The sequence below is a fragment of the Luteolibacter sp. Populi genome, assembly GCF_040801775.1.
Taxonomy (GTDB): domain Bacteria; phylum Verrucomicrobiota; class Verrucomicrobiia; order Verrucomicrobiales; family Akkermansiaceae; genus Haloferula.
The window spans coordinates 4,037,324-4,057,779 of sequence record NZ_CP161812.1 but is presented as its reverse complement, the minus strand read 5'-3'; the positions used below and the strand labels follow the sequence as shown (position 1 = coordinate 4,057,779).

Sequence of the window (20,456 nt, the reverse complement as noted above, 5' to 3'; positions counted from 1 at the left end):
ACGGGCAGACAAGCCATCCTGCGATCGCTCCCTTTGATCTGGCAGACCTGGAGGCGGCACTCCGATCCGAGTTTGGAGACTACACGAAGGAGCCCGAGATGTTCGACTGCCCGATCCACTGTGATCGAGGCGAGTCGGAGTTCGGCACTTGGCTGATTGTCCAATGCGGGCACGCCGATGCGGCTGAGGTCTCTGCAAGGGTGGTGCCGATTGCCCTGGAGCGGGGGCTCATGGTGTATGATCCGCAGCGGGAAACTGTATGGGGCAACAAACGTCCACCGAAGTGACCCGCTGGTGTAGACGAGCAGGGCCGTAAGTTTCCCCGCCGTGAGCAACTCTCGAAGCGCAGTTCTGCGACGTTCACGAAAGAGAACATCGATCCGTTTGATTTTCTGATCGCGGCGCAATCGTTCAATCGACAGCGACGCGGTAGAATGCCTTTCCTGAAGGCGGAGGATGTGTCCCGAGATCGAGAATGAGAACGACCGGCTCATGCATTCACGACCTCACCTGATGCCTACACTTCCGCCGACCGTCCGGGGCGGGATGATGTTGTGGCCCCAACCGGTGGTTCCGTTTCACTCCACCACCGGCTAATATCCGACGCACCTCCGGCGCTAAGAGCGGAACCGGCGGCTTCTATGACGGAGGGGGTGATAGTATCAAATGAGATTAGGCGCAAAGGAGTGGCCGGTCTGCCGAGACGTTCCGGTGAAACCGGCCTCCTTGCCCCCATTCAGGGGGCGTCCGGTCTAGATGCTTGGACCCCGGGTTTCACCCGGGGCTTTCTCCCTGTCGCCTCTTCGAGTCTCCAGAGGCACGAGCCGAAAGAAGGCCTGATCGCCAAGGCAGCGTGATTCTAGGACAGCCTGTTAGAGTTCCAGCATGTGCGTGATGTGGGCGGAGGTGAGTTCGCCCATGGTCTCGCAGTCGCGGAAGATGTCGGTGTGATGGTACTTGGCGAGGTCGGCGGCGAGGGAGGCGACGTGGTCACGGGGGGCGAGTTCCTCGCGGCGCATGATGCCTAGCAGGGCCTTGAGGCGGAGGCCTTCGACCTTGGCGCGGCGGGTCATCTGGGCGTGCTCCTCAGCGACGTACTGGTCGATGGTCTTGCGGTTGAGGACGTCGAAGGCGAGCTTGGTGATCGTCTTGTTCGAGTCGAAGCGGTAGGAGAGGTAGATCTTGCCGCGGCGTTCGTAGCTCTGCTGGTCGAAGTCGATGGGACGGACGCGGTATTGGATCTCCTCGAAGTCGGGGGTGATATCCACGACATAGTTCACGCTGCGCATGTCGCCGAGCAGGCGGATGAAGCAGCGCTCGTTGAACTTGGTGAATTCCTTGGCGATGCGGACCTTGTTGAGCTCCGGGCGCGGGAGGTGGTCGGCCAGGAAGACATCGCCGGGGACGCCGGCGATGTGTTCCTCGATGAGGGTGTTGCCGTTGACGAGGTAGTTGATGCGGTTCGGCGAGAGGATGTGCTCGAGCTCGAGGCCGTAGATCCGCGAGGCGTCCGCCTGCTTCACGTAGAAGTAGTCGGAGTTGTCGTTGTAGAGATTGGTAATCCGGATCCGGAAGGGGCGGGAATTGCCGAACTCGCCGAAGTCAATGCGATCGACGGTGAGGTGCTCGTGGAGATCGGACTCGCCACCGATTTTCAGTTCGGCGTAGATCTTGGTGAGCTTCGGCCGGAGCTCCATCATGAGCTCCTGGGAGTAGTAGACCGTGAGCCAGAGGGTCTCCTTCCCGCGCGGGTCTTCGTAGGGCATGGAGCCCGCGAAGCGCGTCAGGTCATCGTAGACTTGCGGGATGTCCCGCAGCCTGTCGAAGTGATAGAGGTACTGCCGGAGCAGGGGGGAGACGTCATACTTGATCTTGCGGCGGGAGATCACGCCGCAAGGCTGCATGATCCCGCCGCCGGGGGCGATGAAATGTCACCGCCGGATCACTTACTTCGTCTTGAGGAGGATGTCCTTGAACTGGACGACCATCGCCGGGCCGGCATGGATCTGGAGCGCCAGGATGCCTTCCTTCGGGGCGTGGGCCTTGTCCTTGTCGGTGACATCGACGGTTTGCTTGCCGTTGATGAAGTGCTGCACGTGGTTGCCCTTGGCGACGATCTTGTACTCGTTCCAGTCCTCGCTCTTGATCGTGGCCTGGATCTCGGCGCTGTCGCCGACCTTGCCATCGGCCACGACCTTGTGACCGCTCCCTTCAGCTTCGATCACGGTCTTCTGTCCGCGCTCGGCGAGGATCCCGCGGCCGCGCTCCTCATAGAGGATGCCGCTGTAAGTCTTGCCCGCTTCGAAATCGGCCTGGTAGCCGGCGACGATCGGGCCGTTTTCCCCGGCTTCCAGTTCCTTCGAGCGGTACTGGATGCCGCTGTTGCCCTTCTCGATGCGGTATTTGAAGGTCAGCTCGAAATCCGAGACGGTGCCGCCCTTCCAAACCAAGAAGGTATTGTGGCTGATCTTGGTGTCGCCGCTGTCGGAGGTCTTGCCAGTGAGGACGCCGTCCTGGACGGACCAGAGCTTGGTATTGCCCTCCCAGCCGGTGAGGTCCTTACCGTTGAAGAGTTGCTTTTCCCCGGCGTGGAGGGAGGCGGCGAAGAGGAGGGGAAGTGCGAAAATTACGGGTTTCATGGTCATGGGAATCGATACGCGTGCTGTCTTTCGCACGTTTCAGCCACCGCTGTCATCCCAGAAGTGTGGAGCGGGAATAGAGGGCGAGAACGGGGATGCCGCGGGCCTCGATGGCTTGGCGGCCGCCTTCCTCGCGGTCCACGAGGACCAGGGCGAAGGCGACCTTGCCGCCCTCGCGCTCGATGACGTCGATCGCCTTGAGGGTCGAGCCGCCGGTGGTGATGACGTCGTCCACCACGATGACGGTTTGGCCGGCGGCGAAATTGCCCTCGATCTGCTTGCCGCGGCCGTGGCCCTTCGGCTCCTTGCGGACGGTGAAGACCTGCAGGGCTTCGTCCGGGTTCAGGGTGGCGCTGGTCATGCCGACGGCGAGGGAAATGGGGTCCGCGCCGAGGGTCATGCCGCCGATGGAGTCGATCTTGAGGCCTTCCGCGCGGATTTTTTCGCGGACAGCGGCCCAGCCGAGCTTGCCGACGAGGTTCGCGCCGAAGGGGTCGAGTGCGGTGACCCGGCAATCGATGTAGAGATCGCTCTGAGCACCGGAAGCGAGGGTGAAGGTTCCGGTGCGGACGGACTTTTCCAAAAGAATGGCTTTGAGCGCGGCGGCGGTGTCGGGCATGGGGTGAGAGTCCAGAGACCGGATGCAAGAGTCCAGACGAAGTGGGGCGGATTTGGGTTCGACGCGGGAATGGGCGGCGAGGCATGATGCCGGTGGAAATGGCATTCAAGCTACCTGACCACTCGGCAGCGGGGCCGATCGAGAAGCGCTGGTTCACGGGAATGACCGTTTTCTCCGTGGCGGCGGCGCTGATCTTTTATGGTCGCGTGGCCTTTGTCTTCTGGGGGAAGGAGGAACTGGTGAAGCGGAAGCTGGCCGCGGGTTCGTCCGAGCGGATGGTCGGCTCGGATCGGGAGTTCCTCGCGCAGATCGAACTGGGGATCCAAGTCGGCTGGTTGCTGCTGATGGTCTGCTGCATGGGCTTTCTGATCTGCGGCGGCATTTGGCTGCGGATGATGAGGCGGCGGCAGCGCACGGGGAGAAAGCGGTGAGCGGGCTGGAGGTAGCGGCAGGAGAGGATCCGGTGGCGCACCTCTACCGGCGTGAGAAGCGGGCCTTCTGGTGGGCTTGCGGCTGGCTTGGGCTGCTGTTTCTGGCTTGGGTCGGCAGCTCGATATTTGCCTATTTCGTCCAGAAGAGGTTCGCGGAGCTATACGCGACTGCTGCTGGTGATTACCTCCCGGAATTGGACCGTTACTACAATCAGGTTCGCCCGTGGCTTCAGGCATCACGGGTTCTCACCACCTTCCTCGCGATCGGCTTTTCGACCTGCTTGATTCGCTGGCTTTCGGCAATCCGGCGGCGACGGCGCTGGGAGTGATGTTCCAAAAGAAGAAGAAACAAAAAAGCCGCCAACCCTTGCGGGCGGCGGCCTTTGGAAAATTCTGGAGTCGAACTCAGTTCGCGGAAGCTTCGGCGCTGACATTCACGCGGCGGCCATCCTTATCGAAGAACACGCGCCCATCGACGATGGCGAAGATGGTGTGATCCTTGCCGATATCGACGCCGCGGCCTGGATGCCACTTGGTGCCGCGCTGGCGGATGATGATGTTGCCCGGGATGACGGCTTGACCACCGAACTTCTTCACGCCGAGGCGCTTGGACTTCGAGTCGCGACCGTTCTTGACCGAACCTTGACCTTTTTTGTGAGCCATGACTGGTGAGTGGTAGAGAGATTAACCCGCGATGGAGGTGATCTCCAGCTTGGTGAGGTGGCGGCGGAAGCCCTTGGTCTTGTGGAAGCCCTTGCGGCGCTTGAACTTGAAGGCGACGCCTTTCGGTCCGCGATGCTGCTCGATGACCTTGGCGGTCACGCTGGCACCGCTGACGAGCGGGGCACCCAGCTTGATGCTTTCACCTTCGCCGACCATCAGGACGTCAAAAGTAAGTTCAGCATCAACTTCGACATCGAGCTTCTCGACGTCGATTTTGTCGCCCTGTTGCACGCGGTATTGCTTGCCGCCGGTTTTGATCACTGCGTAGGCCATGGCCGTAAAAAAGTTCGGTTCCGTCCGGGAGTCGAACGGGCGGGGAGATCACCACGGGTCCGGCAAACGGGCAAGGGAATTTTTTGAAATCGACGTGCTTCGGGGAATCGGGTTTTTGCGGGGCTATGGAAAGGGTCGTGCGGGATGAGGCGGAAATGGAGGCGCTGGGCGCGGAATTGGCGGCAGGATTGGCCGCCGGGTCGGTGCTGGCGCTGGTTGGCGGGCTGGGCGCGGGGAAGACCCGGATGGTCAAGGGCTTGGCGCGCGGGCTAGGCTTCGCGGGGGAGGTGACCAGCCCGACTTTCTCGCTCGTGCACGAATACCGCGGGGGCCGGCTTCCCTTGTTTCACTTCGACCTCTACCGGCTGAAGGATCAGCAGGAACTGCTGGGAATCGGCTGGGACGAATTTCTCGATGAGCCCGGGATCGTGGTCGCCGAATGGGCGGATCTTTTCCCGGACTTGCTGCCGGAGGGAACACGCTGGCTGCGCTTCGAGGTGCTGCCGGAAGGCGGGCGGCGCGTTAGCGCGAACCCGTAACGCCGCTGACCGAGCGACCGACGGCCTCCATCATGCGGGAGGCATAGCCGTTCACGCTATTCGCCGCGCTGCAGGACGACAGCAGGGTGGCGGCCAGCCCAAGGGCGGCGGCGTAGGCGGCGAGACGGGCTTTCATGGCCCGCGACCATAGAAACCCATGCTGGCGGGTCAATCCGGCAGTTTCGCGGTTAGGGGGCGGGGTAGATGCCGAGGAATGCCTCCTTTCCCTGTCCGGGCGGCAGAGGATCACGTCGAAGGGCTGGAGCTCGCCGTCGGTGAGGTAGCAATTCCGCCGCTCGGCATCGATGGCCATGACGCCGAAGGCGTAGTTGAAGAAAACGAGGTGGCCGGAGGGGTCCTTGAGGCGGGTCCAGCCGGTCTTCTTGAAGAACCCTTCGATATCGCGTGGTTCGGCGGGAACCCCGTTGTACTGCGGCTGGGTGATGCAGAAAGACACCAGCCCGTCTGGCCATTCGATGACGGACGCCAGACGGATGTCGTCGCCAAAGAGGTCGTTCGAGGCCTTCCAGCGTTCCAAATATTCGAGCGGCGTTGCGGGGAAGAACTCGATCGCTTGCCGGTAGCATGGAGAGTCGCTGCGGAGGTCTGCCACCGGCAGGTAGCGGAGCCTAGGAGTCAATCCGAAGCCGGGAGGAATGGTGATCTTGACCGCCAAATGGCTACCGGGAGCGAGTTCGACCAGATGCTCGGACCCACGGATCACATCCAAACATTCCCAATCCTCTTTAAAAGCGGTCAGGATCCCAAATTCGCCAGCGAGAGCACGCGTGGATCGGGCTTGGTCTTCGAGTTGACCAAGCCGGGATTCTCCATCGCATCCGCCGTGGTCCGGATGAAGGTCGCGTAATCGGTCGAGGAAGGTCTCAAGCGAATCGGGCGATCCGCTGAAGCCTTCACCTGCGATGGCGCTTTTTTTTCCGAACTCACGACTCACGGAGCATACCCTCTTGTTCTGGAACGTCAATGGCCGGGTCCGGCGCGGCGTTTGGCAACATTAGCTATAGGGGAAGACGCCTTCGCCATCCGCCGCCTTCCCCGGGCTAGGGTCGGCAGCGCCTTCGGGGGCGGTCTTTTTCCAGATCCGCCTGCCCAAGAGGATGGAGGTCATGGTCAGGCCGACGGTGATGCCCCACCACATGCCGGTGACGCCCCAGTGGAGAGGGTGGGCGAGCACCCAGCCAAGGGGGATCGAGACCACCCAGTAGGCCCAGAAGGCGATCCAGGCGGGGGTGTGGACGTCATCCAGGCCGCGCAAGGCACCCGCCGAGATGATCTGGAGGGCATCGCAGAATTGGAACGCGGCGGCCACGATCAGCAGGGCCGCGGCCACATCCAGCACTTCGGCCGAGCCTCCCCCTTTGATGAAGTATGCCGCGATCTCACGGTTGAAAACCACGAAGGCGGTCGCGCTTAGCACCGTGAAGGCCGTGCCCATGGCCCAGCCGCCCACCACGATTGTCCGCATCACGCCGCGGTTCTTCGCGCCGAAGGCTTCGCCGATCCGCACCGTCAGCGCCATCGAGATACCGAGCGGCACCATGAAGATGGTCGCGGCACAGGTGATCGCCACCTGGTGTGAGGCCAGCGCGGCCTTGCCCATGTTACCGATGATGAAGGTAGCCGCGACGAAGGCGCTGACCTCCGCGAGCAACTGCATGCTTGCCGGCAGGCCGGTCCGCACCAGATCCCTTACCGCTTCCCAGTCTGGCGCGCGGAGCCAGCGCTTCGGCACCCACTCACGGATACCCTCGTCCCGCAGACACCAGAGGATCATGCAGGCCAGCGAGAGGAAGCGCGCGATCAGCGTGGACAGCGCCGCTCCTTCCATCCCCATCGCCGGCGCGCCGAAGTGACCGAAGATCAGCATCCAGTTCAGCAGGATATCGAGGAAGACCGCGCCGATCGAAATCCAGAACACCGGCCACGGACGGTTCATGGCGTCGGCATGGCTCTTCACCGCCATCGAGCCCATCGCGGGAATCATCGAGGCGGCGATCAGGAGGAAGAAGTTCGGGATGATCTCGATGATCTTCGGGTCCTGCTTGAAGTATTTCAGGAAGGGCAGCACCGCGAAGGCGCCTGCGAGCGTCAGCACTCCTAGCGCCAGCGTGATATAGAGGCCGTGGCGGAGGGCCGCCCGCGCCGCTGCCGGTTCGTTCGCGCCGCGCGCTTGCGAGACGCGGATGGAGACCGCCATCGACATCCCGATGCCAACCATCATCGGCAGGTAGATGATCGTATTCGCAAAGGCCGAGGCGGCCAGTTCGGTGACGCCCAGCCAGCCCAGCATCAGGGTATCGGAGAGGCCGATGAGCATCTGGCCGAGCTGGCCGATGATCAGGGGAATCGCGAGCCGGAAGGTGGTCCGGCTTTCAGTGAGGATCGAGGAGACGGAGAGAGACATGGAATCGGAAATGCGTGAGGAAATCAGGGAAACAAAAAGCCCGCTGGCGGTGGCCAAGCGGGCGGGGACAAGCAGCGTCGATCGCAATTCCGATCCGTTACGCCAAGCCCCCGCGCGCGCCGTCAATGACGGCGGATGGTGCGGGAGTGGGGAACGGGTTCATGGAGACGGGAAAAGGGCTAGCCTGCTTGAGCGGGGCTGTCAATGGGACTTTCCCTAACAGCAGAGGCCGGGGGATTTGGGATTTTAAACCGCTAATGGACGCGAATAAAATCGGGCCAGGGCAGGTGATTGGGATGAGTTGGAGAGCGGTGATATGCCGCGGCTTGGGGAAAGTCCTCTCCGACGCCAACGCCGTCCTCGGAAAGGCAGGCAGCCAAGCGACGGCGCTTTCCACCACCATCGCGCGACATGTCGTGCTGCCGGGGTTGCTTCTGCGGGGCAGAGCCTCCGCGGTCCCGGGCGCTGGCGCGTCAGACGGGACGTAATGTGGGTAACGGGCAGGTCGTGCCCCCGCACTCCATACTGCGTCCGTCAATCCGCGGTGTGCATCTCGGTGGTCATGTAGGTGGCCGCAAAGGCGACGAATGCCCTGACCCGCGCGGGCTGCACGCGCTGGCTGTTATAGATCACGTGGATCGGCAGCGGCGGGGCGTTCCAGAGCGGCAGGACGCGCCTCAGTTTTCCGGAGACGAGGTCTTCCCGCACCAGCCAGTCCGGCAGCACGGCGATGCCGAGTCCCGCGCGCAGCACTTCCCGGATGCTGGTCACGCCCTCGGACATCATCACGGGCGAGACTTTGATGGTCTCGGAATCCTTCTTCGGAGCGGTTAATACCACCTCGCGGGAATTGCCGAACTGGGCACCACTGAGGGTGATCCATGGCCATGCTTCCAGATCGGCAGGCTTCTTCACCGCGGGCCTCTCCGCCACGACGCCCGGCGAGGCCACGAGATAGCGCACCACCTTTCCTGCCGGTTTTGCGATCACGCTGTCATCGGTGATTTCCCCGACGACGACTCCGGCGTCGCAACCGTCCTCGATCATGCGGGCGGGCCTGTTGGAATAGGCGAGCTCCGCGGTGACACCGGGATTCGCCTTCAGGAAGCGGGCGATGAGCCGGCTGATAGTGAACTGGCCGCCATCGATGGTGGCGAAGAGCCGCAGATGGCCCTTCAGACCGGTCTGGTCTTCGTGCAGGCGCTGCTGCGCTTCATCGGCCAGGGACAGCATCGCGCGCGCGTCCTCCAGCAGGCGCTCGCCTGCCTCCGTGAGATGCATGCGGTGGGTGTCCCGCCGGACCAGCACCACGCCGCAGTGGTCCTCCAGCAGCTTCAGCCGCCTGCTCAGCGTGGGCTGGGGCAGCTTCATCGATCGCGCCACCGCCGAAATGTTCCCGCAGTCCGCGATGCAGACGAAGGCACGGAGCAGCAGGAGATCATCCAGCGGGGTCATGCACTTTTTGCATAACCGATATGGAAAGCCGGTGGCTACCGGAAAAGCCGGGATAGGCGCATGTTTGCGGCGTTGTCAGGCGAGCCACGGAGCCGAGAGCCCCGACAGCAAAAACAAGCAATCACCCGAAACACGAAACCATGAATGCGAACCCAAACAAAGTCGCCATAGTCACCGGATCTTCCCGCGGAATCGGAGCCGCCATCGCCAAACGCCTCGCTGCCGACGGCATCTCGGTGGTGGTGAACTATGCAGGACGCGCCGCCGATGCCGATCAGGTGGTCACCGAGATCAAGGCCGCCGGCGGACAAGCCATCGCCATCCAGGCGGATGTCTCGAAGGCCGCCGAGATCGCCGCGCTGTTCGATCAGGCGGAAGCGGCCTTCGGTGGCATCGACATCCTCGTGAACAACGCCGGCATCATGCAGCCCGGCTTGGTCAACCTGGCCGATACGGACGACGATCTGTTCGACCGCCTTTTCGCCATCAACGTCAAGGGCACCTTCAACGCCTTGCGCCTTGCCGCCAGTCGGCTCCGTAGCGGCGGACGGATCGTGAACTTCTCCACCAGTGTCGTCGGCCTCGCCTTGCCCGGTTATGCGCCTTATGCGGCCACGAAGTCCGCGGTTGAGACCTTGACCAAGATCTTCGCCAAGGAACTCCGCGGTCGTGAGATCTCGGTGAATGCGGTCGCTCCCGGGCCCACCGCCACCGACCTCTTCCTGAACGGGAAGTCACCGGAACAGATTGCGCACCTTTCAAAGATGGCTCCGCTTGAGCGGCTGGGACAACCGGAGGACATCGCGGGCGTCGTTTCCTTCCTGGCCGGTCCGGATGGAGGGTGGGTCAATGGGCAGACCCTGCGGGTGAACGGGGGGATTGTGTGATGGACTCAAGGGTTTGGAGCAAAAGAAAGCCGTGCAGCGGCCCTGGAGTGCGGAGACTTGTCCTGCCCGTTACCCACAACTTTTCATTTTAAAGACTCGCCACGCCTGCGCGAGGGTCCGCAGCTTTGCGAGGCCCCGCCACAGCACTTCGGGGCCGGGTTCCCCGTCGCTCTTCCTGCCAAGGAATCCGCCCAGCCTCGCGATCATCCGCACCGCTTCGCCGGTCGCCGGCGGCCGTTCCGGCGGCGGCCCGCCGCCCGCCGCGTGCACCGGGAGCACCTCCCATTCGTCGCGCTCCAGCCAGCCTTCCACCGGGAGCCCCGGGCTGATCCGCGCCTGCCAAACCAGGGACAGCAGGTGCACCGCTACGACCATGTCCAGCGCGATGAAGGCCTTGAGCTTCTCCGCCGCGCGCACCTGCCGGCTTTCCACCCGGCAGCCGGTCTTGAGCACGCGGTGGAAGTCCTCGATCCGCCAGCGCAGGGCATACCAGCCGACCAGCCGCGCGGCGTCGCCGGCGTCCGCGACGGGTTCGGTCGTCAGCAACTGCCAGCACACCGGCTCCACGCCCGGCGGCGGGTCGATCTCCCGGACTTCCAGCGCCCACAGTTCCAAGCTTTCCGACAGCCCGAGGTATTTCTTCTTGTGGGCGGGCACCGCCAGACGGACCCGCCCGGCCCGCACCGCGAGGGTGGCCTTGCGCGCCTTGAGCCCTTGCTTTCCCCGCGGCAGGTCGACCACGAGGGTGGCCGTCACCGGCAGCGCGGCGGGGGTCTGCCACAACGGCGTGCCGCCGTCCTCAAGCTTGCGGTCGTGCTGGCTGCGCACCAGCAATCCGGCTCCGCCGCCGCGTTGCGCGCGGGTTTGCCGGCAGGCGGCGAGCAGTTCGTAGATGTCGGCCTCGCGGTCGGCGACCGACAGCACCGCGCGCGTGCCGCCGAGGTCTTCCCACAGCCGCTGCGCCTCGTGCCAGCCGCCGACCCAGCGGTGGCTTTCCTTTTCTTCCAAGGGCTGGCGGTTGCGCTTGCCGGCGGGCTCGCCGGCACCGCGGGGTTGCCGGGCGTAGACAAGGGCCGAGGCGAGGCCGTGGACCGCGCCGTCCGTGCCGACCACGAGCTGGCCGTGGACGAAAAGGCCGGGGGAGCGATCCTTGCCATGGCCGGCGGTGGGGCCCAGGCCTTCCTTGCTACGATGGTTGTCGTAATTGAGCGCGGTGGTGTCCTGCAAGACCAGCAGCGCGGTTCCCTCGTCCCCAGCCCGCAGCCGATCCAGCATCGCGGCGCGGTGGGCGGCGAGGATCGCCCCGCAGTTGACCTCGGGCTGGTCGAAGAGCCGGTAGCAGGCCTTGGTGCCGGACCAGTCGCCGCAAGCGGCGGGAACCGGGGCGGTGGGATTTCGTGCGAAGTCGGAGGCCACACGCACAAAGCGTCGGCTGCGGCGAGGGTCGCCGCAATCCAAGGTTGCAAATTCGGTTCCAGCCCAGGAGAGGGCGGCTTGCGGGTCGGGAGGATTGAGGTCGGAAGAATCGAGGTCCATCCGCGAAGCTGATGTAAACAGTCGTTTAGTACCAGCGCGATTTAAGTACGACCTCGAAAAGTTGTGGGTAACGGGCAGGACAAGTCTCCGCACTCCAAGGCGGCGAGGCCGCGAAACGGCCGGAAATCGGGATGGAATGGGCAGATTGCCGGATTTTTGATTTACCGCTTAGAAATCCCCGGTCCGGCGGCTTTTACTCCGCGGACGGATGCAAGTCCTCACGCTATTTGTCAGCTCTCCCGGAGACGTTCGCGACGAACGCCAGGCCGTCGGGAGGATCGTGGAGCGGCTGCAGGCCCGCTACTGGAACTTCATCCGGCTCGAGCCGGTGCTGTGGGAGAAGGAGCCGCTGCGGGCCACGGCGCACTTCAATGAGGAGCTGATCCGGCCCTCGGACTGCGATCTCTTCGTGGGGATCCTGTGGTCGCGTCTCGGTTCGCCGCTACCCTCACAGTTCAATCGGAAGGACGGCACCCGTTTCGATTCCGGCACGGAGTGGGAGTTGGAGGAGGCCACGGATGCTTTTGAAGAGCGTGCGAAGAAGGATCCTTCGAAAGCGAAGCCGGATATTCTGGTGTATCGGCGGATGAGCGAGCCGCCGGCGGGTGATCCCGCCCAGGAGAAGCCACGGCACGAGCAGCGCAAGAAGCTGGATGCCTTCTGCGAGCGCTTCTTCTTCAACAAGGACAAGACGATCCGCCGCGCCTTCTCGCCCTATGAGACGGTGGACGAGTTCACCTCGCTCTTCGAGCAGCACCTGGAGAAGCTGCTGCTGCGGCAGATCCAGTTGCAGCGCGGGCTTGCGCAGGACGCGGTACGACCGCTGCCGCTGATCGGCTCGCCATTCAAGGGCTTGGGCACCTTCGACTTCGAGGATGCGCCGCTGTTCTTCGGCCGCAACCGGCCGATCGCCGAGGCATTGGCGAAGCTGAAGGAGAACCACGCAGCGGGCCATGCCTTCCTGCTGATCTACGGCGGCTCGGGCTATGGGAAATCCTCGCTGATGAAGGCGGGCCTCGCGCCGCGCCTGATGGCGGAGGGCTACTTGCCGGAGGCCGGCATCTGGTGTGGCAGTGGCATGCGACCGGTGGAGGGGGATGCGCCGCCCTTGGAAACCCTGGCGCGTGCCTTGGTCGAGGCACTGCCCGATCTGGCCAAGCTGCGCGATACCTCCGCGCCCGCGCCCCTAGCTCCGCCGCCACCCCCATCGCGGAAAGGCAAGCGCGGCAAGAAACCGCCGCCGCAGAAGCCGGTAACGGTGTCTGCCGCGCCGGTGTGGGACAGCGCGCGGCTGGCGCGGATGATGGCCAAGCCGGAGGATCTGGTCTTCGCGATCGCCGCCATCATCGCCGCGCTCGACCGCAGCAGCGCGGGCAAGCCGGCGCACCTGCTGATCCTGGTCGATCAGGTGGAAGAGATCTTCACCGCCCGCGATGTCACGCAGGAGATGCGGGACGCGTGGTTCCACGTCCTCGCCGCGCTGGCGATGTCCCGCCGGATCTGGGTGGTGGCGACGATGCGCAGCGAGTTCTTCCCGCGCGTTCCGGAGCATCGCGATCTCTTCCAACTCGTGCGCCACGGCGGCGGCTACATCCTCAGTCCGCCCGAGCTGCCGGAGCTTCACCAGATCATCCGCTACCCCGCGCTTTCCGCCGGGCTGCAGTTCGAACGGCATCAGGAAAGCGGGCGTGATCTTTCCGAGCAGATTTATCAGGACGCGGCGGACGCACACGATGCGCTGCCCTTGTTAGAGTTCACATTGGAAGAACTCTATCAGCGGCGTCAGGAAAATGTCCTGACCTGGGCGACCTACGAGGAACTCGGCGGTCTCGCCGGGGCGATCGCCCGGCGCGCGCAGGAGACCTACGACGCCCTGCCCTCCGATACCCGGCGCGAGGCCGCGCGCCATATATTCGGCGAATTGGTGACGCTCGATGCGAGCAATGAAGGTCCGGCCACCCGCCGCCGGGCCAAGCGTGCGACCTTGCAGGAGGCTCATCCCGGCGCCCCTGCATTTCTCGATGCCTTCATCGCCGCGAAGCTGCTGGTGACCGGTGTCGAGAACGATACCGCGGTGGTGACCTTGGCGCACGAGGCCCTGATCACCCACTGGCCGGTGCTGAAGGAATGGATCGAGGGCCACCGCGATCTCTTGCTTGGGCGGCGGCGGCTGGAAGACGCCGCGCGGCTGTGGGTGACGGGCCACAAGTCCGCCCGTTTCTATCTAACCGAGGGCCGCTTGGCCGAGGCCGAGCGCGTCGCCACCAGCGGCGTCTTCCGCCTTTCTACCGATGAGGTGGAACTGGTGCGCCTTTCAAAGATCCGCGCCCGCCGCAAGCTGCGCCTGTTGCAAGGGGCCACCGTTCTCTTCGCCGGACTGGCGATCGCCGCCGGTGTGTTGGGTGTGATTGCCCGCAAGCGGCAGGGCGAAGCTGTCGTGGCGGGGGAACGGGCCAACAGCGCCGCCGCCGAAACGCGCCGCTCGCTCGCTGCCGCCGACTTCGATGCCGGTGCGGCCCGCATTGCGTCCGGCTCGCCCGATGAAGCCCTACCTTATCTGTTAGCCGCGCTCGACAGCGATCCCAAGCAGCTCGAAGCGCAGGCCCTGCTGCTGGAGACGCTGCGCCACACGGCTTGGAATTTCCCGGAACTCGAGCTGCGCCATCCGCTGCCGGTGCGGATGCTCTCCTTTGGCGAAAATCGGGACACGCTATTCGCCGCGGTCGACTCCGGCTCCAGCGGTGAAGGCTTCAATAGCACGCTGCGCTGGGACCTGAAGAACCCCTCGGTTTCCGCAATGCTCGCGCCGCGCTGGGGTGAGATTACATTGACGCTTTCAGTCGCGCCCGGCGGCAAACGCCTGATCCTCCAGCGCGACTACAAGTTCCTAGGCGATGCCTTCCTGTGCGACGCGGAGAGCATGCGGATCATCGCGCGCTTGCCGGTCACCCGCTCCCACAAGATTCCCGCCACTTGCTTCGCGTGGTCGGCGGATGGCCTGCTGCTGGCCTATCCGGCCAAGACAGCGGACGACGGTCCTGCGGCCTCGCCCTACACATGGCAGGTGATTGATGCCGCGCGTGGCAAGATGATCCGCGAATCCGAACCCGTGCCTCCCGAAGCCGCCGCCCCCTTGGCCGCCCAGCTCAATGGCACTCGTTTGCGGACGGTCTCGGCGGATGGTTCCTTCCTCGAGCTGCCGATCCATCCCACGGCTCCGGTGCTTCGCGGTAGGACGGAAAATACCGCTTTCGATTTCGCGGTCTTCAGCCCCGATGGCAGCCAGGTGCTGGCGACCCTCGCGAAGCGGGAGTCCGGCTCGCAGGCTTCGGAGGTCTACGGCATCGTTGAGAAGCCGGAGCAGAGCGAGCTTTCGATCGAGAGCTTGGGCTTCGCCGCCGACGATGCCTGGACCACTTCGGCGGCGATCGCCGAGCGCTTTCCGTGGGCCAACTGGGAATCGCCCTTTTGGGAACGGGTTGCGGGTGATACCCGGAATGCGAGGCTGCCGTTGCGGGTCGAAGGATCGCGGCTCGAGTTTACCGATATCACGGGCATGGACCATGCGCCCCGCGCTCCGATCCGGGTGGATGCCCAGATCGAGTCGGCCGCGTTCTCGGGAAACCGCGCGGCGGTCGGCACAGCCGCCGGCCAGCTCTCAATCCGCGAGATTCTGCCGCGGATCGGCCACGGCTTCGCGACCAGCGTGAAGGAAGCTGCCAAGGCGGAGGAGGGGGACGAAAGCGGGGAAGGGGATGGCTGGCGCACGATCGAGGGCGGTGCCGCTTCCGACTTGCAGCATCGCGCGCACAACTGGCGGCTGCGCGGCAAGGACGGGAAGATCGTTTCGCTGCGGCCTCACCCGGATTGGATGTATCCGATGTATGGCATGCGGCCTTCTGATGGGAGCTTCGTCGTGCTTGGTGGATACAGCGCGGGATCAGGAGGATATTCCTATTCCGGGATGGTAGTGTGCGATCCGGAGAGCGGTGCCCTTGTCAGCGATCTCGAACCTGTCGATGAGATCCGCGGGATGATCTTTCTCGGCGAGAGCTACCGGGTGGCCGCGATGGGCTCCACCGAGGTGATCATCGCGGAGGCTGCGAAGGATGGCTTCCGGCGGGTCGCCGTGGTGCCGGTGGTCGATGCGCTGTCCATCTATCATCTCGCTTCACGGAAATGGCTGGCGGTGGCGACGGCGAAGGAGGTCCAGCTTTTCGACGAGAGTGATTTTTCGCGGGTGGCCACCTTGCCGGTGGGTGTGTCGTCGTCGTGGGGCGGTTGGGAACAGGCCGATCACGCTTGGGCGGAAGATGCGGCACGCGGCTGGTTGGCGTGTCGCTCCGGGAACCGCCTCGATATCTGGTCGCTGCGCAGCGGGCGGGCGCTGGTGTCCGGCCTGAGCCTGCCAAGTTCGGATGAGCCGCTGGAATTCACCGAGAAGGGTGGCGTGATCGGTCTGGCGATCGGACAAGGCGTTACCCTGCCGCTGGTCCGCTCAGGCGGGCTCGATGAGGGACAGCGGTCGACCCTGCGGACCTTCGCCGAGAGCGTGGCCGGCACCGGCTTCGCGGGAGATTCCCGCTCGCTGGTGACTTATCCGGTCGTCCGTCGTCGCGAGTTGGCGGCGAAGGTGGACCCTGCGGTGCTCGAAGGGCTATTGCCGGGTGGCGGCGTGCTGTTAGATCGCATCGCCGCGTTGACTCCGCGCACGGTCGGGCCGGAGACCCTGCTACCGGTTTGGGAACGTCTCGCGCTCGACCATTATGCGGGCACCGGTCTTGCCCGCTGGGCCGCGGGACTCGGTCCGGCCCATCCTTGGTATCAAGGCTATCTGCGCGGACTGATCGCGGCTTCCGACACCCGTCTCTATGCGTGGCAGCGCGGCGAGGTGCCGCTGCCGGAGGGCGAGATCAGTTCCCAGAATCCGCTGCCTCACGACGGCGAGATAGCAACCTGCCACCAGCTTGCCGGCGATCCCGGGATCCTGCGCGAACTCAAGCAAGCTGCTTGGCTTGCGGTGCGGATGGATGCACAACGCCTCGGCAAGGAGTTGGTGGAGCGTTCGGATGCGGAAGAATTTCCGGAAGTCGACCTGAAGGCGGTCGAGAAACTCGAGCCCACCGCGCTTGCGGCGATGCGGACCGCGCTCGACGAGGGTGACATGCGCGATTGGCGGCGGGTGGCGATCGACGAACTGCCCGAGCGGGTCGCGGCCTTGGAGAAGCTGGACGCCTACATCGCCAGCACCGAGACCGGCTTCGCCAAGGAGCCCTCGGCTTCCGCGGCTATCGCTCACGCCGAAGCGCTGGCACTGCGCGGCAGGGTGGGGGATGCGGCGAAGTTTCTCGAAGGCAAGGTCCCTGACGACGCCGTGCTGGGTGCGGCGCAGGCCCACTTCCTGATCGCTTCGCATCTGGACTCCGTGTGCATCCCGGCCGTGGACCGGGCGCTCGATGCCTTGCAGTCGCCATGGCTTTGGAGGGCCTGGCTGGAAGGTTCGGGCAAGGATGATTTACAGGCCCGCTCGGAGCGCGTGATGAAAGCCGTGGATGGCCACGGTCTCGCGGCGCTGGCGGCCCTGCACGCCGCGCTCCATGCGGAGAATCCGCAAGCGATCGCCGCGGTGATCGCTGCGGCGAAGGATCTGCCTGCTGTCGTCCGCGAGTATGCGGTTGCCCGCGCGCTGTGGGCGGACGGCAAGACGGCCGAGGTCTTCGCGATCTGGCCGGAGACTCTGCCCGACTTCCGTGAACTGCAAGAGGCAGGCGATTGGAATGGCTGGGAAGCAGCCCTGCCTTGGGAAGAGACCAATGCTTTCGTGGACAAACTCCAGGAGCAGCTCGACACCTTGAAGGCCGGCCCGGAAGCCACCGTCGAGGAGCTTCGCGTGCTGGCCACCCGCCTGCTCGATCCGGCCACCGCCGCGACCTTCGGCACCAAGCGCGTGCGCGATGCGATGGTCGCTTGCAGCTTGGATCTGTCCTACGACCATGACTCGGAGCCCCTGGTCACAACGATGGTCGACCGCGCCCGCCTCGCCGGTGCTCCGAATGCCGCCTGCCTGCGGATCGAAGCCCGCTCCCTCCTGGCCGGCGGCGCCTACACCGCTTCCTACGCGCGCTGGATCCAACTGCTCGATACCGAGGAGAAAGAACTGATTGCATCGGACTATCTAGAGTCGGCGCGTTGCGTGATGGAAGACTTGCAGGACGCCGCGGCCATCGAGCTGCTGACGCGCGGCAAGAACAAATTCCCCACGGATTCCGGCTTCGCCCTCGATGCCGCATGGCTGTTGCTCAGCCGCGATCACCCGGAGGACGCCGGCGTCCTGCTCGAGCATGGCTTCACCATTCCCTTCACCCCGGAGCAGCAGCAAACGGCGCTCGCGATGCTGGTCTGCGCGGCTGAGCAGACCGAGCGCAAGGACCCCGCCGATCAAGCGTTCGCCGATTTGGTCGCGCTGAGTCCGGACTGGGGCACCGATGAATTCCTGAACGGCCTCGATTGGCCGGATGCGCTGAAGCAATCGCTGCTGGCCGTGGCGCAGCGGAATCGTTAGAGAAATCACTAGGTTGAGACTTGGGAGAAGATTCCAAGGATCTTGTCATTTTACGGCAATATCCTTGATGCGGGAGCGCATCTCCCAAACTCTGAGGCGGCACTTCAATAGGTATGAACAAGGATGTCTTTATTAGTGTTGGTAGGACTGCTTCCGAGGAGCAGGAGATGTTTGTCAAGGCGATTGAAGACTACATTAGGTCTCAAGGACTGAATCCCCGGGCGGTGGGCCGAAATGACTTCACCGCGGACAATCCTCTCAAGTTCATCCAAAAACTGATGGGCAGCTGCGCTGGCACTGTGATTGTCGCCTTTGAGAGAACCCAGATCATCGACGGCGTTGAAAGGCGAGGTTCAAGTGAACAAAAAACCCTTAATAATCAGATACTGACCACCGTGTGGAATCAGATTGAAGCAGCGATGGCATACGTCTTGGGACATCCCATGCTCGTAGTCGTTGAAAATGGAGCAAAGACTGAAGGTCTATTGGACGCCGGATTCGATTGGTATGTCCAAAGAGTAGCCCTGACTCCAGCTTCTTTAAGCACGAGGGAATTTATAGGGGTCTTCTCGGATTGGAGACGAAAAGTCGAATCCAAATCGACTGCTAGTAGAGTAGTCCAAGTCGACAAGATGACATTGGGGGACATTTTCGGTTCCATGAAGCCTGCCCATTTGTGGGGTGTAGTCGCCACGTTGGTGGCACTTGTGACAGGTGCATTCTATGTAGGAATGCTGGTGCCTCACTTGATCAAGTAGCAGATCCATTATAGCAGGGCATAGGCTTGAACTGTCGATTTGGCTTCTAGAGAACAAGCTTCGATTGGCAGCGACGGAATTGGCAGGAAATGCGCTGGAAGCTATGGAACTTGTCACAGAGAAAACAAAATCTTCCCATTTCGCCCCGGAACAGCCAATGCCTCGATGGCCTTTGCAAAGTCGTTCAGCGGGAAAGTCGCTTCCACCGGCATCGACAATTCCCCGCTTGCCATCATTTCCGCAAGCCGCGCATACACCTCCACGAGTTCCTCGTGAGGCGCGCTTTCGATCCACTTCGTGATCCACAGCCCGCGGATATTCAGATCTTTGAAAATCAGCAGTCCGTTCGGCACCGTCAGAGGCCGCCTGGCCATCGCCCCATAGGTCACGTGGGTTCCTCCCGGTGCGAGCAGATTCATCACCCGCAAGGCACTCTCCCCGCCGACGCAATTGAAGCCCAGCACCGACCGGAGTTCCTTTTTTTCGCGGTCTCCACCGCGGCATCGTCGTCCAAGAGCACTTCATCCGCGCCGAGCGCCAGGAGCTCTTCGCGCAATTCCTCGCGACGTACGAGATTCACCGTACGAATGCCAAGGCTCTTCGCCAACGCGATCACGCATCGTCCCACCGCCGAATTCGCCGCGTTCTGGACGATCCACTCGCCTGTGGCCGGTTTCTCGAATCCGGTGAGGAGGCGCCACGCCGTCGCCGGATTCACCTTGAGCATCGCGGCCTGCTGTGGATCGATCGACGGCGGCAGCTTGAAGAGATGCTCCGCCTCGACCTGCACCTGGCTGGCCCAGCTCCCGGCCCGTCGCAGGATGATCGCGCGGTCCCCGGGCGAGAAATCCGACGAAGCGCTTTCCATTACCTCCCCGCAGCCTTCGATACCGGGCACGGCGGGCAGCGGCGGCTTCACGCCGTAGGTTCCTTCTATCAAATTCAAGTCGGCGGGATTCACCGGTGCCGCCAGCATCTTCAAGCGGACCTCGCCGCTTTGCAGCGGGGGTAGCTCGACCTCTTCCAACCGAAGCACCTCGAGGGGCTTCCCGAATTCGTGAAAACGCAGCGCCTTCATCAGGCCTCGATTGTCGGCGGGAAATCCGGACAGAGCAAAGATTTCTCCAAGAGACCTTCGGGCTCCAAGAAGCGCATCGTTCCATCCTCGTCGCAAAACCACACCTCGACGGCTCCGGCATCGAAGTAGAGCTCCATCGTCTCTTCCATCTCGCGTCGCGTATTGCCCGGGGAAATCACCTCCACGCAAATCTCCGGAGCTTCCAAGAAAAAACGGCGGTCGAAGGCCTGAGCATACCGGGCGTCCGAGAACCAACCGACATCCGCCGCTTTGACTCCATCGGAAGTCGAAATGGGACACTCAGTGATGATCCGACCCCCTAGCATCGTGCGGAGAAGGAAGGCGATATCGGCTTGTCGGCCACCGTGTGCAGGTCCGGGAGGAGGAGTCATGATGATGCGGCCATGGCGGTCCGTTTCGATCCTGCCCTCAACCTTTGCGAGTTCCGGATCGGCGAGCATCTGTTCCCAGATCCGGAGGTTGAACTCCATCTGGTCTTCCCGCGCGGGCAATTGGATCGCGAGGCTCATG

19 protein-coding genes are annotated in these 20,456 nt (G+C 63.5%); 6 read left to right on the top strand and 13 right to left on the bottom strand.

Features of this window, described 5'->3' with window-relative positions; genetic code table 11:
• Nucleotides 1–872: 872 nt before the first annotated feature.
• From ABWK72_RS16585 to pyrE, 3 genes are read right to left on the bottom strand one after another with little or no spacing between them, the layout of a single operon-like run.
• Complete coding sequence (locus ABWK72_RS16585) at nt 873–1,889, bottom strand: hypothetical protein (protein WP_367870682.1); 1,017 nt, start codon at nt 1,887–1,889, stop codon at nt 873–875.
• Nucleotides 1,890–1,946: 57 nt separating this feature from the next.
• The gene (locus ABWK72_RS16580) at nt 1,947–2,639 is read right to left on the bottom strand and encodes a DUF1080 domain-containing protein (RefSeq protein WP_367870681.1); all 693 of its coding nucleotides are present in this window, start codon (nt 2,637–2,639) and stop codon (nt 1,947–1,949) included.
• A gap of 52 nt (nt 2,640–2,691) precedes the next feature.
• Nucleotides 2,692–3,258, bottom strand: a complete 567-nt coding sequence (pyrE, locus tag ABWK72_RS16575; protein WP_367870680.1) for an orotate phosphoribosyltransferase — start codon at nt 3,256–3,258, stop codon at nt 2,692–2,694.
• Between the two features lie 98 nt (nt 3,259–3,356).
• On the opposite strand from pyrE, the gene ABWK72_RS16570 reads away from it, so the two are divergent.
• Together ABWK72_RS16570 and ABWK72_RS16565 are read left to right on the top strand one after the other, a co-directional pair.
• Nucleotides 3,357–3,689, top strand: coding sequence for a hypothetical protein (locus ABWK72_RS16570; RefSeq protein WP_367870679.1), 333 nt, complete (start codon nt 3,357–3,359; stop codon nt 3,687–3,689).
• 32 nt (nt 3,690–3,721) lie between these two features.
• Complete coding sequence (locus ABWK72_RS16565) at nt 3,722–4,018, top strand: hypothetical protein (protein ID WP_367870678.1); 297 nt, start codon at nt 3,722–3,724, stop codon at nt 4,016–4,018.
• Between the two features lie 76 nt (nt 4,019–4,094).
• Here ABWK72_RS16565 and rpmA read toward each other — a convergent pair whose 3' ends face one another.
• Nucleotides 4,095–4,352 carry a 50S ribosomal protein L27 gene (gene rpmA / locus ABWK72_RS16560; RefSeq protein WP_367870677.1) on the bottom strand — a complete coding sequence of 86 codons (258 nt, stop codon included), beginning with the start codon at nt 4,350–4,352 and terminating at the stop codon, nt 4,095–4,097.
• A 21-nt stretch (nt 4,353–4,373) separates the two neighbouring features.
• A complete protein-coding gene (gene rplU, locus ABWK72_RS16555) occupies nt 4,374–4,685 on the bottom strand; it encodes a 50S ribosomal protein L21 (RefSeq protein WP_367870676.1) in 312 nt (103 codons plus the stop codon).
• A gap of 125 nt (nt 4,686–4,810) precedes the next feature.
• Between rplU and tsaE the strand changes: the two genes are divergently transcribed.
• Nucleotides 4,811–5,224, top strand: a complete 414-nt coding sequence (gene tsaE, locus ABWK72_RS16550; RefSeq protein WP_367870675.1) for a tRNA (adenosine(37)-N6)-threonylcarbamoyltransferase complex ATPase subunit type 1 TsaE — start codon at nt 4,811–4,813, stop codon at nt 5,222–5,224.
• Here the strand turns inward: tsaE and ABWK72_RS16545 are convergent.
• The 4 genes from ABWK72_RS16545 to ABWK72_RS16530 form a co-directional block, all read right to left on the bottom strand.
• Nucleotides 5,208–5,948 (bottom strand): hypothetical protein, encoded by a 741-nt coding sequence (locus ABWK72_RS16545; protein ID WP_367870674.1) that lies wholly within the window; start codon nt 5,946–5,948, stop codon nt 5,208–5,210. The genes tsaE and ABWK72_RS16545 overlap by 17 nt on opposite strands.
• Nucleotides 5,949–5,980: 32 nt before the next feature.
• Entirely contained in the window at nt 5,981–6,172 is a 192-nt protein-coding gene (locus ABWK72_RS16540) for a hypothetical protein (protein ID WP_367870673.1), read from the bottom strand.
• Between the two features lie 67 nt (nt 6,173–6,239).
• On the bottom strand, nt 6,240–7,649 hold the full coding sequence (locus ABWK72_RS16535; protein ID WP_367870672.1) for an MATE family efflux transporter: 1,410 nt from the start codon (nt 7,647–7,649) through the stop codon (nt 6,240–6,242).
• A gap of 534 nt (nt 7,650–8,183) precedes the next feature.
• Nucleotides 8,184–9,104, bottom strand: a complete 921-nt coding sequence (locus ABWK72_RS16530; RefSeq protein ID WP_367870671.1) for a LysR family transcriptional regulator — start codon at nt 9,102–9,104, stop codon at nt 8,184–8,186.
• 140 nt (nt 9,105–9,244) lie between these two features.
• Between ABWK72_RS16530 and ABWK72_RS16525 the strand changes: the two genes are divergently transcribed.
• Nucleotides 9,245–9,991, top strand: coding sequence for an SDR family oxidoreductase (locus ABWK72_RS16525; protein WP_367870670.1), 747 nt, complete (start codon nt 9,245–9,247; stop codon nt 9,989–9,991).
• Nucleotides 9,992–10,060: 69 nt separating this feature from the next.
• Here the strand turns inward: ABWK72_RS16525 and ABWK72_RS16520 are convergent, their stop codons facing one another.
• Nucleotides 10,061–11,527, bottom strand: a complete 1,467-nt coding sequence (locus tag ABWK72_RS16520; RefSeq protein WP_367870464.1) for an IS4 family transposase — start codon at nt 11,525–11,527, stop codon at nt 10,061–10,063.
• A gap of 208 nt (nt 11,528–11,735) precedes the next feature.
• On the opposite strand from ABWK72_RS16520, the gene ABWK72_RS16515 reads away from it, so the two are divergent.
• The gene (locus ABWK72_RS16515; protein ID WP_367870669.1) at nt 11,736–18,089 is read left to right on the top strand and encodes a hypothetical protein; all 6,354 of its coding nucleotides are present in this window, start codon (nt 11,736–11,738) and stop codon (nt 18,087–18,089) included.
• Between the two features lie 113 nt (nt 18,090–18,202).
• Entirely contained in the window at nt 18,203–18,847 is a 645-nt protein-coding gene (locus tag ABWK72_RS16510) for a hypothetical protein (RefSeq protein ID WP_367870668.1), read from the top strand.
• Nucleotides 18,848–18,960: 113 nt separating this feature from the next.
• On the opposite strand, the gene ABWK72_RS16505 is transcribed toward ABWK72_RS16510, so the two are convergent.
• Genes ABWK72_RS16505 through ABWK72_RS16495 form a run of 3 tightly spaced genes read right to left on the bottom strand, consistent with a single transcriptional unit; the run spans nt 18,961 to nt 20,455 of the window.
• Nucleotides 18,961–19,266 (bottom strand): zinc-binding dehydrogenase, encoded by a 306-nt coding sequence (locus tag ABWK72_RS16505; RefSeq protein WP_367870667.1) that lies wholly within the window; start codon nt 19,264–19,266, stop codon nt 18,961–18,963.
• Complete coding sequence (locus tag ABWK72_RS16500) at nt 19,266–19,925, bottom strand: 2-enoyl thioester reductase domain-containing protein (protein WP_367870666.1); 660 nt, start codon at nt 19,923–19,925, stop codon at nt 19,266–19,268. Before ABWK72_RS16500 ends, ABWK72_RS16505 begins: the two co-directional genes overlap by 1 nt.
• Complete coding sequence (locus ABWK72_RS16495) at nt 19,925–20,455, bottom strand: Uma2 family endonuclease (RefSeq protein ID WP_367870665.1); 531 nt, start codon at nt 20,453–20,455, stop codon at nt 19,925–19,927. The genes ABWK72_RS16500 and ABWK72_RS16495 overlap by 1 nt, the downstream gene beginning before the upstream one ends.
• Nucleotide 20,456 lies beyond the last annotated feature (1 nt).